The organism is Bacillus sp. PAMC28748 (genome assembly GCF_014250415.1).
GTDB classification, from domain to species: Bacteria; Bacillota; Bacilli; order Bacillales; family Bacillaceae; genus Bacillus; species Bacillus licheniformis.
Map to the genome: position 1 here is coordinate 2,134,797 of NZ_CP060192.1, position 12,636 is coordinate 2,147,432.

The following is a 12,636-nucleotide window of genomic DNA, read 5'->3' on the forward strand; positions in this document are numbered from 1 at the left end:
GAAGGGAAGGATCGAATCGACAAATGGGGGATCAAAATGAAGCCAATTGAAGTATTAAGATATGACGCATTTTCAAAGACTGCGGGTCAAGGAAATCCGGCGGGCATCGTGCTTGAAGCAGACGGGTTGACCGATTGGGAGATGCAGAAGATCGCTGAACAGGCAGGCTATAATGAAACGGCTTTCCTGCTGCCGAGCGAGTCGGCCGACATAAGGATCCGCTACTTTACGCCGGGCCATGAAATGAATTTATGCGGACATGCGACTGTTGCTTCTCTTTATGCGCTTTTGGAAAAAGGCGCGATTGAAGCTGGCGCGGAGCTGAAGGTCGAAACAAAAGCGGGCGTCCTTTCTGTGTATACCGCCTCAGACGGCAATCGGCGTTTTTTGGTGACGCTGGAGCAGGCGCCCCCGTGTTTTCAGTCTTTCACAGGAAGCAGAAGCCAATTGGCGGAAGCGCTGGGGATCAGCGAAGCGGACTTTCATGAAGCATTGCCCGTTGTTTATGGAAGCACAGGTATATGGACATTGCTTGTGCCGGTGAGAGATTTGGCCGCAATCCGCAGGATGAAGCCCGTTCAAGCTGAATTTCCGAACGTTTTAACCGAGATGCCGCGAGCATCTGTCCACCCGTTTTGCCTGGAGACGATCCATCGGGATTGCCAGCTTCACGGCAGGCATTTTTCATCGCCTTATTCCGGAACGAGCGAAGATCCTGTCACAGGAACGGCATCAGGAGTGATGGGCGCTTATATGAAAACGTTCGGAAAGGAATTCTGTGAAGAGGGCCAGACTGATTTTCAGATCGAACAGGGCCAGGAAATGGGGAAAGACGGAAAAGTGAAAATCGAAGTTGCGGAACAAAACGGCATCATGAAAGTGCGCATGACAGGAACCGCTGTATTTGCTGAAAAGCAAAGCTTTGAAGTGTAAACAAACACCGCCTTTTTTAGCGAGTGGAGATCATTGCAAACGCCAGCAGTTAACATTATAATCAACAATGATAATCATTTTCATTAAGGGGGCGGCCACATGAACGACACGCTAGAAATCCAAAGTATTCGCGATTGCGTCAGAAATAGAAGAACGATTCGAAAGTTTAAACAGGATCCGGTGCCAAAGGAAGTGGTGCTGGAACTCTTGGAAGATGCGATTTATGCTCCGAACCACAAGCTGACAGAACCGTGGCGATTCATTTATATCGGGACGGAAAACGGGAAAAAGAAGCATGCCGACAATTTAAAAGCGGCGTTTAAAGAGCTCAAGCCGAATATGCAGGAAGAACAAATCAATAAGTTCAGGGAGCATATTCTCAGCGTTCCGGCTTTTCTCTTCGTTATTATGAAAGAAGACGAAAACGAACGGGTCAGACGGGATGATTTTGCAGCCGTCAGCTGTTTAATCCAAAATCTGCAGCTGCTCGCTTGGGAAAAAGGCATCGGCATGGTATGGAAAAGCGGGGAAGTTCTCTCTCATGAAACACTGCACAGGTTAATGGGACTGAAGCGCGATGAGCAGGTAGCAGCTCTCTTGCAGATCGGATATCCTGCGGAAATTCCTGAAGCGAAGCACAGGACGCCGGCCGCACAGCTTTTTACCGAATTAACTTAAAGAATGAGGCCCGGAACGTCGAATCCCGGGCCTCGATTATTATTTTGACTGCCGCTTTTTCGCGCGCTTATCAGCTGCCTGCATGCGGGCTTGTGCTTCGCGGTCATCCTGATCGGCGAGTTCTGCTGAATATTCCTCATACACTCCGTCAGCTTCTCGCTTATACTGATCAGGAACTTGAGGGAGTTTTTGCTTGTTTTTATCCCGGTTTTTGTGGATTGCATTTCTGCCCATATGATCACTCCTCATCAATAATCGGCCGGTCAAGCCTTATTGTTCGCTGATCAGGCTCCCGCTATGCATTACGATTTTTCCCTTGCGGCGCGTTCTGCCATTTTAAATACGCGCGAATATCTGACTTCCTGCGTCTTGTTCAGAGTGGATTTAAAACGTTCGCGTTTTTTCTTGTCAGCCATCTTTTAAGCCTCCTAAAAACCTAAGTTATTCACAGGCTGTCCGTTTCCGCGGCATTTATACAAGTTTTAAGCTTCTTTTAACCGGCTGTTTTCCTCCTCGAATGTTCTCATGCTGTACAGCGTGTACAAATCTTTCGGGATTTCATACAGGTGAAATGTATCGCTGCCGGCCCAGTCAAGATCAGTCTTGACGGCATATGGGAGCTTTTCCGCGGCTTTGAGGGAGCGCATATTTGTTTTTCTGATTTTCATAAAAACGGCTTCAATTTGCTTTTCATAAAAAAGCTCGCAAAAAAACGCGTCTTTCGCCCGCTGGTTATAGCCTTTTCCATGGTAAGGCTTGCCGAGCCATGTGCCGAGGAAGCCTTTTTGCTCTTCGATTTCATACAAGCTGATGCAGCCGATCGGGTTTTCCCATTCATCGAGTATTGTTCGCGATATCAGCTTTCCCTGTTCTTCCTCTTCAATCATGTTTTTGACATGAAACATATACTCTTCAATCGTCTCCGCTTTATTTCTGACAAAAGGGAAGACATCCGGATGAATCATCAGTTCAAAAAGTGCATAGCAGTCGGTCAGTTCCCGTTTCTTCAGCATGGCAGCCCCTCCTTAGTTTGAGGGCGGCTTTTACAGCAGAACGGGACGCGTGAATCCACCCTCGGAATTTTTTAATTAGCGGAAGCAGTTGTCCGCGTATCTTGCACATCCATTAAAAAATTCGGGGTGGGAATCGAACCCACTAAAACCAGAGATCTGGTGGCGCACCATTTGCCTTCCCTGTACGTGTATGCTGCTAAAAAGATACTTACATTTTACGCAGCTGGGAAAGGAAAAGCTACAAGGATTTTGCCGGAAAACGCCTTTTATGCCAGAAGGTTGTGCAGGGCATCTTCCAGATCGGGATATAAGAAATGATAGCCGTTCTGAAGCGCTTTTTTCGGGAGGACGCGCTGTCCTTTCAGCACGAGCATGCTCATTTCTCCAAGTACGCCTTTTATCGCAAATTCGGGAACCGGGAGCCAGTGTGGGCGTTTTTCTACTTTCGCGACGGTTTGCCCGAATGTATCCATCTGAACGGGATTCGGTGCCGTGACATTGACGGGGCCGGACATCAGCGTCTGTTCAATCGCAGATAAAATCATGCCGACGGCGTCTTCGATATGAATCCATGGCACCCATTGCCGCCCCGAGCCGATGCGTCCGCCTGCAAACAATTGATAGGGGAGCGCCATTTTCGGGAGCGCGCCTCCGTCTTTTCCAAGCACAAGGCCAAAACGCATCCAGACGGTGCGGATGCCAAGCGCTTCGATTGGTTCGGCTGCCTGTTCCCACAAAGCTGTCGTTCTGCTTAAAAAATCCTCAGCCGAAACTGGAGATTCCTCCGTGAATGTCTGTTCAAGACTGGTTCCGTAAATTCCGACTGCGCTCGCCTGAATGAGGGTGTTCGGCTTCTTCTGAAGACTTTGTATGATGCGGGCCGACTCCTCCACAGAGCGGAGGCGGCTTGTCGCGATCTCCGCCTTCGTTTTTTCATTCCAACGGCCGAAAAGCGATTTTCCGGCTAAATTGATCCAAACATCGATATCGGTCAGATCTTTTTCAGGACGGGCGCCGTTTTTTTGCCAGAGAACGAAAGAAGTGTTTTTTTGTTCGGTTTCGGCCGGTTTTCTTGTTAAAATATAGACGTGATGTCTTCGGGCGGTTAAGGCGTTTGTCAAATGTCTGCCGATAAAACCTGTCCCCCCGGCAATCGCAATCTTCATCATGATTCCTCCCTTTCATGATCATTAACCTTATTGTAAAAGAAGAAAACAAAAGAAGGGAGTTATTTATGCCATATATTACAAAGATTTCTGCCCAGAAAAACAATGAAGAGCGGGTCAATATTTTTCTGGATGAAAAATATGCGTTCAGCGTCGACCTGGACGTGCTCGTCAAGTTTGACCTGCGAAAAGGCAAAGAGCTTGATGAGCTTGATATCATTGAGATTCAATACGGAGACGACGTTAAAAAAGGGTTCAAAAAAGCGCTCGATTATTTGTCATACCGGATGCGCTCGACAAAGGAAGTTCAAGACCATCTTAAGAAAAAAGGCGTCGCAGACTCCGCGATCACAGAAATTCTGCATATGCTTAAAGGTTATAAATATTTGGACGACCGCGAATTTGCGGCTGCATATGTCAGCACCCACAGAAAAACGAGCGGCAAAGGCCCTGATGTCTTATTCAGAGAGCTTAAATTGAAAGGGATCGATGATGAACTGATTCATGAAGCGCTCAGTTCGTTTTCGTTTTCCGATCAGGTCGAGGCCGCGGTCAAGCATGCGGAAAAAGTACTGAAAAAAGAAAAAAAGCTGTCCTCCAAAGAGACGAAGCAGGCCATCGAACAGCACCTTGTCAGAAAGGGTTTCTCCTTCGATGTCATTTCGGCCGCGCTTCAGGAAACCGATTACGAAAACGACGATGGCGCTGAGAGAGAAGCGCTTGAGAAGCAAGGAGAAAAAGCAATGAAGAGGTACGGTTATGACGGATCATACGAAACGAAAATGAAGGTCAAACAGTATCTGTTTAGAAAAGGATTTTCAATTGACTTGATTGACCAATTTTTAGATGAAAAGGGATGAGAAGATGGAGAAAAGATACAGTGAAATGACTGCACACGAACTGCACCAGGAAATTGCGGGTCTGACCGAAAAGGCAAGAAAAGCGGAACAAATGGGGATTGTGAATGAACTGGCCGTTCACGAACGGAAAATCGCGATGGCGAAAGCCTACCTTCTTGATCCGGCCGATTTTAAAGCCGGCAACGTATACGAAATCGAAGATGGGGGCGACGATTTCCATATCCGCTATTTAAACGGCGTATTCGCCTGGGGATACCGTCTTTCGTCACCGGATCATGAAGAGGCTCTGCCAATTTCTTTATTAAAAGAAAAGGGCTAAGACAAAAAGCCTAAACCCTTTTCATAACTGCTATCTTGTCCGGATGCGCGTGTTGCGCTGGAGAATGATGAGATCCTGAGTCTGCTGCGTTTCTCCGTTCACCTGCGCGCGCGCATGCTTTGTGTTTGCCCATGGCTGCGGATAGTTTTGCGTTTTCATCTGGTTAAAATCGTTTGTATACGGTTTGCGATTTGCACACAACAGAAATCACTCCATCCCAGAAAAGTTTAGCGTTTGCCGGAAGCCCTCATTCTTTCTTGAGGATGAGTATTTGTGCTTCCGTCAGGGCGCTTTGAAGCAAAATCATCTTTGGCCCGGGGCTCGCCTTCAAATTTATTGTTGTTCATGTTCGGAAAGCCTCTTGATTTATTTCGCATCTCTTTTTAGGCTCCTCCAATCAAGTCCAAAATATTTGCGTCTTCGGTTCGGAAGACGTAAGGTTAGTATATGAAAAGGACGACGTTTTCAAAAAGAAAGTTTTTTCCTTAGGGAAAGGGGGAAAAGCCAAGTGGAAGAGTACTTTGAAAAACTGACAAATGCGCTTCTTGAAAAAAATCATATGCTGAGCTACGCACAAGCCAGAACATGGGTTGAACTGCTGTGGGGGGATTTCGAGGCGACATTTGCAAAGGCCGGCCACCCGTACAGAGGAAAAGAGCTGACAGAGCGAGTCGTCAAAGAGTGGATTGAGCACTACGGCAGCCAGTTGCATTTATTTCAAAATGACAAGCCTTCTTACCAGGATCTGTTCTCCGGAGCCCGCGGGCTGCTTCATTGAGCATTGCTTTAGAAGGAAATGATGCATTGTCTGACTGTGCCGCCTGGCACTGGCCTTACTGGATGAGGACGGTAAGGGTACACTAAAACAGGTGCGCTCCGCGTCAGCAAATATAAAGAAAATGAAGCGGCTTTCGCGCCGCGAGGTCAAATCGTCCGGTTAACGAACTGTGAAAGAAGAAAGCTTTTTCCTCCGCTTGCAGAGAGAGCCGAGCAAGAGCCGAAAAGCTCTCCTTCGGGCGGCAGAAAACATGTTGCCGTTTTGCGGAATGGGAAAGTGAAGCTGTCATGCGAAAACGGCCGGCGGCGGAGCCAGATCCGGTTTTCGCCCGATGACAAAGACTTGCTCCCTTTTGCCCGAACATATCAAGGAAACGGATTTGATTGCGGCGGCGGGGTTTGGCCCCTAACAATCAGTCCTGATGCAAGTTCTCTTGCGGCTGCTTTGGTTTCGGGGAAGATTGAACTTATGTGAAAAATGTCGCAAAAGGAAAAATTGTTATGTTGCCCTGATTGAAGCTAAAGGAATATCATTTTTTTACCACTTGTTCATAGATGTCTGATATAATGACAAAATAATCTTGTAGAAAATAGTACAGCGTGCCCACAGTTTTCCTTTTGTTGTGTGGGAAGCGGCTAGATGCAAGTATCCTGCCAAGCGGATGCCGGATGCAATTTTATTATGTCCAAAAGAGGTGCCTTTAAGTGAAGAAAGGATTCGTTTCAATCATTATTCCTTCATACAATGAAGCAAGCAATATTAAATTGATTTATGAATCGTTAAGGAACGAATTTCAATCCATTGATTATGATTATGAAATTTATTACATAAATGATGGAAGCACTGATCGAACATTGGAGGAAATTAAAAAACTAGCCGAAAAAAGCGAGCATGTGAAATATATTTCGTTTTCACGGAATTTCGGCAAGGAGGCAGCCATCCTTGCCGGTTTTCAGCATGCCCGCGGCGATGCTGTTGTGGTGATGGATGCGGATTTGCAGCACCCGACATACCTCCTGCACGATTTTATTAAAGGGTATGAGGAAGGCTATGATCAAGTGGTAGCCCAGCGCAACAGAAAGGGAGACAACCCCGTGCGCTCCTATTTGTCATCCCTTTATTACCGCTTTATCAACAATGCGGTAGAGGTTGATTTAAGGGACGGCGTCGGCGATTTTCGTCTTTTAAGCAGAAAAGCCGTTAATGCGATGCTGAAGCTGAGCGAAGGCAACAGGTTCTCAAAAGGGCTGTTTTGCTGGATCGGTTTTGACCAAAAGATTGTTTATTACGAGAACGTCGAAAGGAAAAACGGAAAATCCAAGTGGTCGTTCCGCCACTTGTTGAACTATGGAATCGACGGGATTGTGTCGTTCAACAACAGACCGCTGAGAATGTGTTTTTACGCCGGTATTTTTATCCTTTTTCTATCGCTTATTTATATCGCGGCCACATTCATCAGGATCTTAAAATACGGTGTGATTGTTCCCGGCTATTTTACGATTATTTCCGCCGTCCTGTTTCTCGGCGGCGTTCAGCTTCTCAGCCTCGGAATTATCGGCGAATACATCGGGCGCATTTATTATGAGACGAAAAAGCGGCCTCATTACTTGATACAGGAGGCAAACATCGCTCATGGAGAAACTCATGAAAATCGTGAATCCTGAATTTATTCGCTTTGCCGTTGTCGGTGTAGTGAATACTTTGAATTACTATGCGGTTTATTTGCTGCTGCATGTTTTGCTTCAGTTGAATTATATGGTTTCGCATATTGCAGCTTTTTTCGTCAGCCTTGTGATTTCCTTTTTTCTGAACTGCTATTTTACTTTTAAAATCAAGCCGACGCTGGCAAAGTTTTTGCAATTTCCGCTGACACAGCTCTTTAATTTGACGGTATCTTCTTTGTTCGTCTACACGTTTGTGAATTTTTTCAAGATGAACAGTGAGGCAGCTCCGCTTGCCTCCATGTTTTTAACCGTTCCTCTGACATTTTTAGTGACAGGGAAGATTTTGAAAAAAGACAGGGGAAGAGTATGAAGAAAACAGTTTTTCTATTTGTGATCGCAAGCATTGCAGTTTCCGTGGCCGCCCATTCTTTTTTTCTGTATGAATGGGCGCATGACCGCTATATGACGGGGAACGGCGACGGACTTGCACAAATGATCATTTTTAAGTCGTTTCTTTTTGAGCAATACAAACAAGGGAACTTCTTTTATTCGTATTCTTTCGGTCTCGGGGGCGGCATCTACAGCCAGCTCGGCTATTATTTCACGACTTCTTTTGTCTTCATCGCTTCATTCGCGGCCGTTTTTCTGATGCAGCTTTTGCATTTGGCCGGGGATGCGGATCCTTTGTTTTGGGCGCAGGCCGCCGTATTCATCAGTGTCATCAAGCTCAGCCTGATCATTTTAGCGGCAGCGTATGCGTTAAACGGTATGGTGAAAAACAAGCTTGCCGCCTTTACGGGTGCGGTTTTGTATGGCACATCGGTAATCTATTTCAGGCACACGGTGTTCTGGGAATTTTTCAGCGACGCCATGCTGTGGCTGCCGCTGCTTGTCGCCGGAGCCGAGAAAGTCATCAGAGAAAAGCGGACAGCACTGTTTATTACCGCTTGTTCTTTGACGCTGATCAATAACTTTTATTTTGCCTATATCAACTTGATTTTCATTGCGATCTATATCATCTTCCGCTGGCTGATCAGGCTTGACCCGGAAAAGGAGGCGCCGAGGTGGAAACAATTCAGAATGTTCGCCGCTTCAGGCCTGATTTCTTTCGGAATCAGCGCGATTTCCTTTGTGCCTGCAGTTTACGGCTTTTTAAACAATTTGCGGCCGCCGTATGACCAGGCTGTCGCTGTATACGATCTGACGGACAACATTCTGTTTTCCAGCCGCATTGTCTTGCTGCCGGCTGTCTTTATGCTGTTCTTGTTCGCATTTTCCTTCTATAAAAATAAAACGTTCAGGCTGTTTGCCTCAATCAGTGTGCTGCTTGTGCTTCTGCATTACAGCCCGCTTGCGGCAAGCGCATTCAACGGTTTCTCCGCTCCGCAGAACCGCTTTGAATACCTGCTCGCTTTTACGATCGGGGGAGCGGCGGCCGCAGGAATGACCGAACTGAAAAACATCAGGCGGAAAGAGATGATATGGTCTATCCTGCTTGTCCTTCTGGTTTATATCGCGGTCATTTGGCGGAAAGACTTGGATTTATCACTTATGCAAAATTGGAGCATTATTGTGCTTCTGTTCCTGACAATCGCCATATTTACGGCGGCGGGGTTTCAATATAAGAAATCGCAGCTTTTTTTGCACGTCTGCATTTTATTATCGTCCGTCCTCGTGGCGAACACGTATCAAAAGTATGTTCTGTCTGAGTCAAGCGGCATTAAAAACGTCACGAAAAGCTATTTGACCAGCAATGAGTACAATGGCGAAGAACAGCGCCGCCTCCTGAACAACATTCGAAAAGACGATAAGGGTGACCCCTATACAAGGATCGACTGGATGAACGGCGTCCGCAACAATACTCCGCTGATGCAGGATTTTAACGGCTTCAGCGCCTACTCAAGCATTCTCAATCGCGATCTTCTTCTGTTTTATTGGGAAGACCTTCAAATCGATATGGGAAGGGAAAGCGTCAGCCGCTACGCATCGATGGGCGACCGGGCCAACTTGTACAGTCTGCTGTACGGCAAGTATTACATGACGGAAAAAGACAATGCCGCCAATGTTCCGTACGGGTTTATTCAAACGGATGAATCAGAGCACTACACAGTTTATAAAAACAAATACACCTTGCCGTTTATCCGGACGGCGCGAACGTTGTTTACGGAAAAAGCTTTAGCAGATGCGCCAGTTTTAGCGCGGGAGCATGCGATGCTTGAAGGAATCGTGCTTGAGAATGGCGGTAACGGAAAAGAGCAGCCGCCGAGCGTTCCTGATTTGATGAAGCAGACGAAGCTGAAAACCGAGGGGGCGAGCTATCATAACGGCTTCCTCGACGTCACCGCTGAAAACGGAGGCATCGATCTCATTCCCGAAGGCGGGGTTCCAAAAGAAGGCGACTATTATGTCGGATTTTATTTAAAAAGCCTTGCAAAAGACCAGTTCTTCAACTTGCGGGTCAATGATTATGTAACATCAAGAAAGTCAAACCAGTCGATTTACAAAACAGGTGTTTACGATTTAACGATCAGGGTGCCGAAAACAGATAAAATTTCAATCAGGCTGCCAAAAGGGAAATATCAATTGGACCATTTGAGGCTGCACCAGGAAGACTATCAATTGCTGAAAAAAGCCGCCGCCAAAAAAACGCCGGCCGCCGACTTGAACTGGCGGAACAATCAAGTGTCCATCAGCTTTGACAATCAAAACGGAGACCGCTACATGGTGCTGCCGGTTCCGTACGAAAAAGGCTGGGAAGTCACTGTAAACGGAAAAACGCAAACCGTTCAAAAGGCAAATTACGCGTTTATTGGAATCCCCATCGAAAAAGGGAAGAACAACATCCGTCTCGTTTATTACCCGCCGTACTTCAAAGCTACCTTGGCGGTTACAGTCATCAGCCTCATCATCGGAATCTGGTACAGCAGAAGGAGAAAAAAGCTTGGCTCTTAAACAGAGCCAAGCTTTAATTTTTTTTGAAGTTTTTCCTCGCTGAAAATCCATCCGGTATAGGAGGTGATTAATTCGAGCGTGTCCCTGTCGATGTGTGCGATCGCCACGAAAGGGTAGTGTCCTTTGCTGCGGTATCGCAGATCGATAAAGCGGACTTCGTAATGATCCTTATACGTATCGATCTCCCATTTGTAAACCGGTGAGAACGAAAGAAACGCCGAAATGTTCTTATCCTGTTTCGCCGCTTTCATCACATCCGTATCCGGTAAAGGCACCCTGTTGAATGTGTCGACGATCACGACGTTTCCATCCATGCTCCGTCCGACGTAAAAAGCCGATTTTGCTTTGACGGCGATTCGCCATTGCCTGAATTTCATCGTAGGCGAAATAATGATTTCTTCAATATCATCGATTTTTTCACGGAGCTCATGCTTGATTTTCCTCTGCATGAAATACCTCACCAGATAATAACCGGCCAAGACGATGTAAAGAGCCAAAAATGTATAGCCTTGATGCGCGCCTGCCAGCCAAAAGGCGATGGCTATGAGATGGCTGACGAAAATAAACGGATCAAATGTATTAATCAAGCCGAGCGCTACCCATTTCCTTGAAAACGGTCTGACCGCCTGTGTCCCGTATGCGTTAAAAATATCCACGAACACATGAAGCGCGACCGCGGCAAGGGTCCAAAGCCACAGGTGAAGCAGATTGGCTTCGGGATAAAACAGCATGAGAATGCCCGGAATCATCAGCGACCAGGCGAGAACAGCGGGGATGGAGTGGGTGAATCCCCTGTGGTGCCTAATATAAACAGCGTTGTTTTTCAATTTCAAAACGGTATCGATATCCGGAGCCTGAGATCCGGCGATTGTCGCAATCATCACGGCTTGAGCCATTGATGGGTCCATTCCGACAACTGGATCAAGCGTCGCGATGCCTCCGAGTGCAACGCCCATGACAACATGTGTGCCAGTATCCATTGGTGACCTCCCCTAATGGTGCTAGAAAATCATTTTTATTTTCCAAAAACAGAACGAACGATGGACCTTGCCTGAAATATTTAACGCTTTTGCTTTCTTCACTTTTAATGTAACATGTTATCGTATATGCATATAGTTTACAACAAAAAGCCGAAGTAACAAAAGATCGGTATGCAAATGTGACGTGCACAGGCAAGGAGAAGTTTCATGATGGATCTGCAAAAGAAATTAGAGCAAAAAAACATCAAACAATTTCAAGAAGATTTAATTTCTTGGTATGAGCAAGAAAAACGGGATCTGCCTTGGCGCTCAGACAGCGACCCTTATAAGGTGTGGGTGTCGGAAGTAATGCTTCAGCAGACGAGAGTGGACACGGTGATTCCTTACTTCAACAACTTTATCGAAAAGTTTCCGACCGTGGAAGCGCTCGCTGAAGCCGACGAAGAAAAAGTGCTTAAAGCCTGGGAAGGACTGGGATACTATTCAAGGGTTCGGAACTTGCAGAGCGCTGTCAGGGAAGTTCACGAACGATACGGGGGTGTGGTCCCTCCTTCAAAAGAGGAATTCGGCAGCTTAAAAGGCGTCGGCCCTTATACAAGAGGCGCGGTGCTGAGCATCGCCTACAATCAGCCGGTCCCCGCGGTAGACGGAAATGTCATGCGGGTCATGTCACGGATTCTTTCCGTATGGGATGATATTGCAAAGCCTAAAACCAAAACCCTGTTTGAAAAAATTGTCGAAGCGTTTATTTCTGAGGAAAAACCGTCCGAGTTTAACCAGGGGCTGATGGAGCTGGGCGCTGTCATCTGTACGCCGAAATCGCCATCATGCCTTCTCTGCCCGGTCCGAGAGCACTGTTCTGCTTTTGCAGAAGGCTGTGAAAAAGAGCTTCCGGTTAAAAGCAAAAAGAAAAAACCTTCGGTAAAAACCCTTGCAGCTGTCGTCCTGACTGATGAAGAAGGATACATCTATATCCATAAAAGACCGGCATCAGGTCTTTTGGCAAACCTTTGGGAATTCCCAAACACAGAAACGCAGAAAGGCCTGAAGTACGAGCGCGAGCAGCTTGCGGCGTTTTTGAAAGAAGAGGCCGGAATAGAAGCTGAAATCGGTCCGCTCGAAGGAGTCGTAGAGCATGTGTTTACACACCTTGTCTGGAACATTTCTGTCTTTTTCGGGAAAACTCTCGATCAACCGGATGATTCATACTTTAAAAAGGTCACGAAAGAAGAGCTTGCTGAATACGCCTTCCCGGTTTCGCATCAGAAAATATGGAATATGTATATGAAATAG

Annotated in this window: 16 protein-coding genes; 9 read left to right on the forward strand and 7 right to left on the reverse strand. The window is 46.6% G+C overall.

The window, feature by feature from the left end:
* Positions 1–36 precede the first annotated feature (36 nt).
* Both H7F26_RS10790 and H7F26_RS10795 read left to right on the forward strand, forming a co-directional pair.
* A complete protein-coding gene (locus H7F26_RS10790; protein WP_003179904.1) occupies positions 37–933 on the forward strand; it encodes a PhzF family phenazine biosynthesis isomerase in 897 nt (298 codons plus the stop codon).
* A gap of 99 nt (positions 934–1,032) precedes the next feature.
* Positions 1,033–1,611 (forward strand): nitroreductase family protein, encoded by a 579-nt coding sequence (locus H7F26_RS10795; RefSeq protein WP_003179905.1) that lies wholly within the window; start codon positions 1,033–1,035, stop codon positions 1,609–1,611.
* A gap of 39 nt (positions 1,612–1,650) precedes the next feature.
* Here the strand turns inward: H7F26_RS10795 and H7F26_RS10800 are convergent, their stop codons facing one another.
* From H7F26_RS10800 to H7F26_RS10815, 4 genes are all read right to left on the reverse strand, one after another.
* The gene (locus H7F26_RS10800) at positions 1,651–1,845 is read right to left on the reverse strand and encodes a YfhD family protein (protein WP_003179908.1); all 195 of its coding nucleotides are present in this window, start codon (positions 1,843–1,845) and stop codon (positions 1,651–1,653) included.
* Between the two features lie 68 nt (positions 1,846–1,913).
* Positions 1,914–2,027 carry a YfhE family protein gene (locus H7F26_RS10805; RefSeq protein ID WP_017474118.1) on the reverse strand — a complete coding sequence of 38 codons (114 nt, stop codon included), beginning with the start codon at positions 2,025–2,027 and terminating at the stop codon, positions 1,914–1,916.
* 66 nt (positions 2,028–2,093) lie between these two features.
* Positions 2,094–2,624: a GNAT family N-acetyltransferase gene (locus tag H7F26_RS10810; protein ID WP_003179913.1), complete on the reverse strand. Its 531-nt coding sequence runs from the start codon at positions 2,622–2,624 to the stop codon at positions 2,094–2,096.
* A gap of 266 nt (positions 2,625–2,890) precedes the next feature.
* Positions 2,891–3,790, reverse strand: coding sequence for a TIGR01777 family oxidoreductase (locus H7F26_RS10815; protein WP_026080788.1), 900 nt, complete (start codon positions 3,788–3,790; stop codon positions 2,891–2,893).
* Between the two features lie 68 nt (positions 3,791–3,858).
* Between H7F26_RS10815 and recX the strand changes: the two genes are divergently transcribed.
* Entirely contained in the window at positions 3,859–4,650 is a 792-nt protein-coding gene (recX, locus tag H7F26_RS10820) for a recombination regulator RecX (protein ID WP_003179917.1), read from the forward strand.
* Between the two features lie 4 nt (positions 4,651–4,654).
* Positions 4,655–4,969 (forward strand): YfhH family protein, encoded by a 315-nt coding sequence (locus H7F26_RS10825; protein ID WP_003179919.1) that lies wholly within the window; start codon positions 4,655–4,657, stop codon positions 4,967–4,969.
* Positions 4,970–4,999: 30 nt separating this feature from the next.
* On the opposite strand, the gene H7F26_RS10830 is transcribed toward H7F26_RS10825, so the two are convergent.
* Complete coding sequence (locus H7F26_RS10830) at positions 5,000–5,128, reverse strand: YpzG family protein (protein WP_369878957.1); 129 nt, start codon at positions 5,126–5,128, stop codon at positions 5,000–5,002.
* Between the two features lie 68 nt (positions 5,129–5,196).
* Complete coding sequence (locus tag H7F26_RS10835) at positions 5,197–5,346, reverse strand: small, acid-soluble spore protein K (protein WP_003179924.1); 150 nt, start codon at positions 5,344–5,346, stop codon at positions 5,197–5,199.
* 131 nt (positions 5,347–5,477) lie between these two features.
* On the opposite strand from H7F26_RS10835, the gene H7F26_RS10840 reads away from it, so the two are divergent.
* The 4 genes from H7F26_RS10840 to H7F26_RS10855 all read left to right on the forward strand — a co-directional run bounded on the left by H7F26_RS10840 (position 5,478) and on the right by H7F26_RS10855 (position 10,363).
* Positions 5,478–5,747 carry a YfhJ family protein gene (locus tag H7F26_RS10840; protein WP_003179927.1) on the forward strand — a complete coding sequence of 90 codons (270 nt, stop codon included), beginning with the start codon at positions 5,478–5,480 and terminating at the stop codon, positions 5,745–5,747.
* A 704-nt stretch (positions 5,748–6,451) separates the two neighbouring features.
* Positions 6,452–7,411 (forward strand): glycosyltransferase family 2 protein, encoded by a 960-nt coding sequence (locus tag H7F26_RS10845; protein ID WP_009329019.1) that lies wholly within the window; start codon positions 6,452–6,454, stop codon positions 7,409–7,411.
* Positions 7,380–7,781, forward strand: a complete 402-nt coding sequence (locus H7F26_RS10850) for a GtrA family protein (RefSeq protein WP_003179929.1) — start codon at positions 7,380–7,382, stop codon at positions 7,779–7,781. Before H7F26_RS10845 ends, H7F26_RS10850 begins: the two co-directional genes overlap by 32 nt.
* A complete protein-coding gene (locus tag H7F26_RS10855; protein ID WP_009329017.1) occupies positions 7,778–10,363 on the forward strand; it encodes a YfhO family protein in 2,586 nt (861 codons plus the stop codon). The genes H7F26_RS10850 and H7F26_RS10855 overlap by 4 nt, the downstream gene beginning before the upstream one ends.
* Here H7F26_RS10855 and H7F26_RS10860 read toward each other — a convergent pair.
* Positions 10,360–11,343 carry a metal-dependent hydrolase gene (locus H7F26_RS10860; protein WP_003179931.1) on the reverse strand — a complete coding sequence of 328 codons (984 nt, stop codon included), beginning with the start codon at positions 11,341–11,343 and terminating at the stop codon, positions 10,360–10,362. The two genes, H7F26_RS10855 and H7F26_RS10860, sit on opposite strands and share 4 nt — an antisense overlap.
* 207 nt (positions 11,344–11,550) lie before the next feature.
* Here H7F26_RS10860 and mutY point away from each other — a divergent pair, with 207 nt between their 5' ends.
* A complete protein-coding gene (gene mutY / locus H7F26_RS10865) occupies positions 11,551–12,636 on the forward strand; it encodes an A/G-specific adenine glycosylase (RefSeq protein WP_003179934.1) in 1,086 nt (361 codons plus the stop codon).

Excerpts from the sequence above, each read along its gene's own strand:
- H7F26_RS10830 (WP_369878957.1), bottom strand. The coding sequence starts at position 5,128 with ATGAAAACGCAAAACTATCCGCAGCCATGGGCAAACACAAAGCATGCG.
- H7F26_RS10855 (WP_009329017.1), top strand. The coding sequence starts at position 7,778 with ATGAAGAAAACAGTTTTTCTATTTGTGATCGCAAGCATTGCAGTTTCC.
- recX (WP_003179917.1), top strand. The coding sequence starts at position 3,859 with ATGCCATATATTACAAAGATTTCTGCCCAGAAAAACAATGAAGAGCGG.
- H7F26_RS10810 (WP_003179913.1), bottom strand. The coding sequence starts at position 2,624 with ATGCTGAAGAAACGGGAACTGACCGACTGCTATGCACTTTTTGAACTG.
- H7F26_RS10805 (WP_017474118.1), bottom strand. The coding sequence starts at position 2,027 with ATGGCTGACAAGAAAAAACGCGAACGTTTTAAATCCACTCTGAACAAG.
- H7F26_RS10790 (WP_003179904.1), top strand. The coding sequence starts at position 37 with ATGAAGCCAATTGAAGTATTAAGATATGACGCATTTTCAAAGACTGCG.
- H7F26_RS10860 (WP_003179931.1), bottom strand. The coding sequence starts at position 11,343 with ATGGATACTGGCACACATGTTGTCATGGGCGTTGCACTCGGAGGCATC.
- H7F26_RS10825 (WP_003179919.1), top strand. The coding sequence starts at position 4,655 with ATGGAGAAAAGATACAGTGAAATGACTGCACACGAACTGCACCAGGAA.
- H7F26_RS10795 (WP_003179905.1), top strand. The coding sequence starts at position 1,033 with ATGAACGACACGCTAGAAATCCAAAGTATTCGCGATTGCGTCAGAAAT.
- H7F26_RS10850 (WP_003179929.1), top strand. The coding sequence starts at position 7,380 with ATGGAGAAACTCATGAAAATCGTGAATCCTGAATTTATTCGCTTTGCC.
- H7F26_RS10835 (WP_003179924.1), bottom strand. The coding sequence starts at position 5,346 with ATGCGAAATAAATCAAGAGGCTTTCCGAACATGAACAACAATAAATTT.
- H7F26_RS10800 (WP_003179908.1), bottom strand. The coding sequence starts at position 1,845 with ATGGGCAGAAATGCAATCCACAAAAACCGGGATAAAAACAAGCAAAAA.
- mutY (WP_003179934.1), top strand. The coding sequence starts at position 11,551 with ATGATGGATCTGCAAAAGAAATTAGAGCAAAAAAACATCAAACAATTT.
- H7F26_RS10815 (WP_026080788.1), bottom strand. The coding sequence starts at position 3,790 with ATGAAGATTGCGATTGCCGGGGGGACAGGTTTTATCGGCAGACATTTG.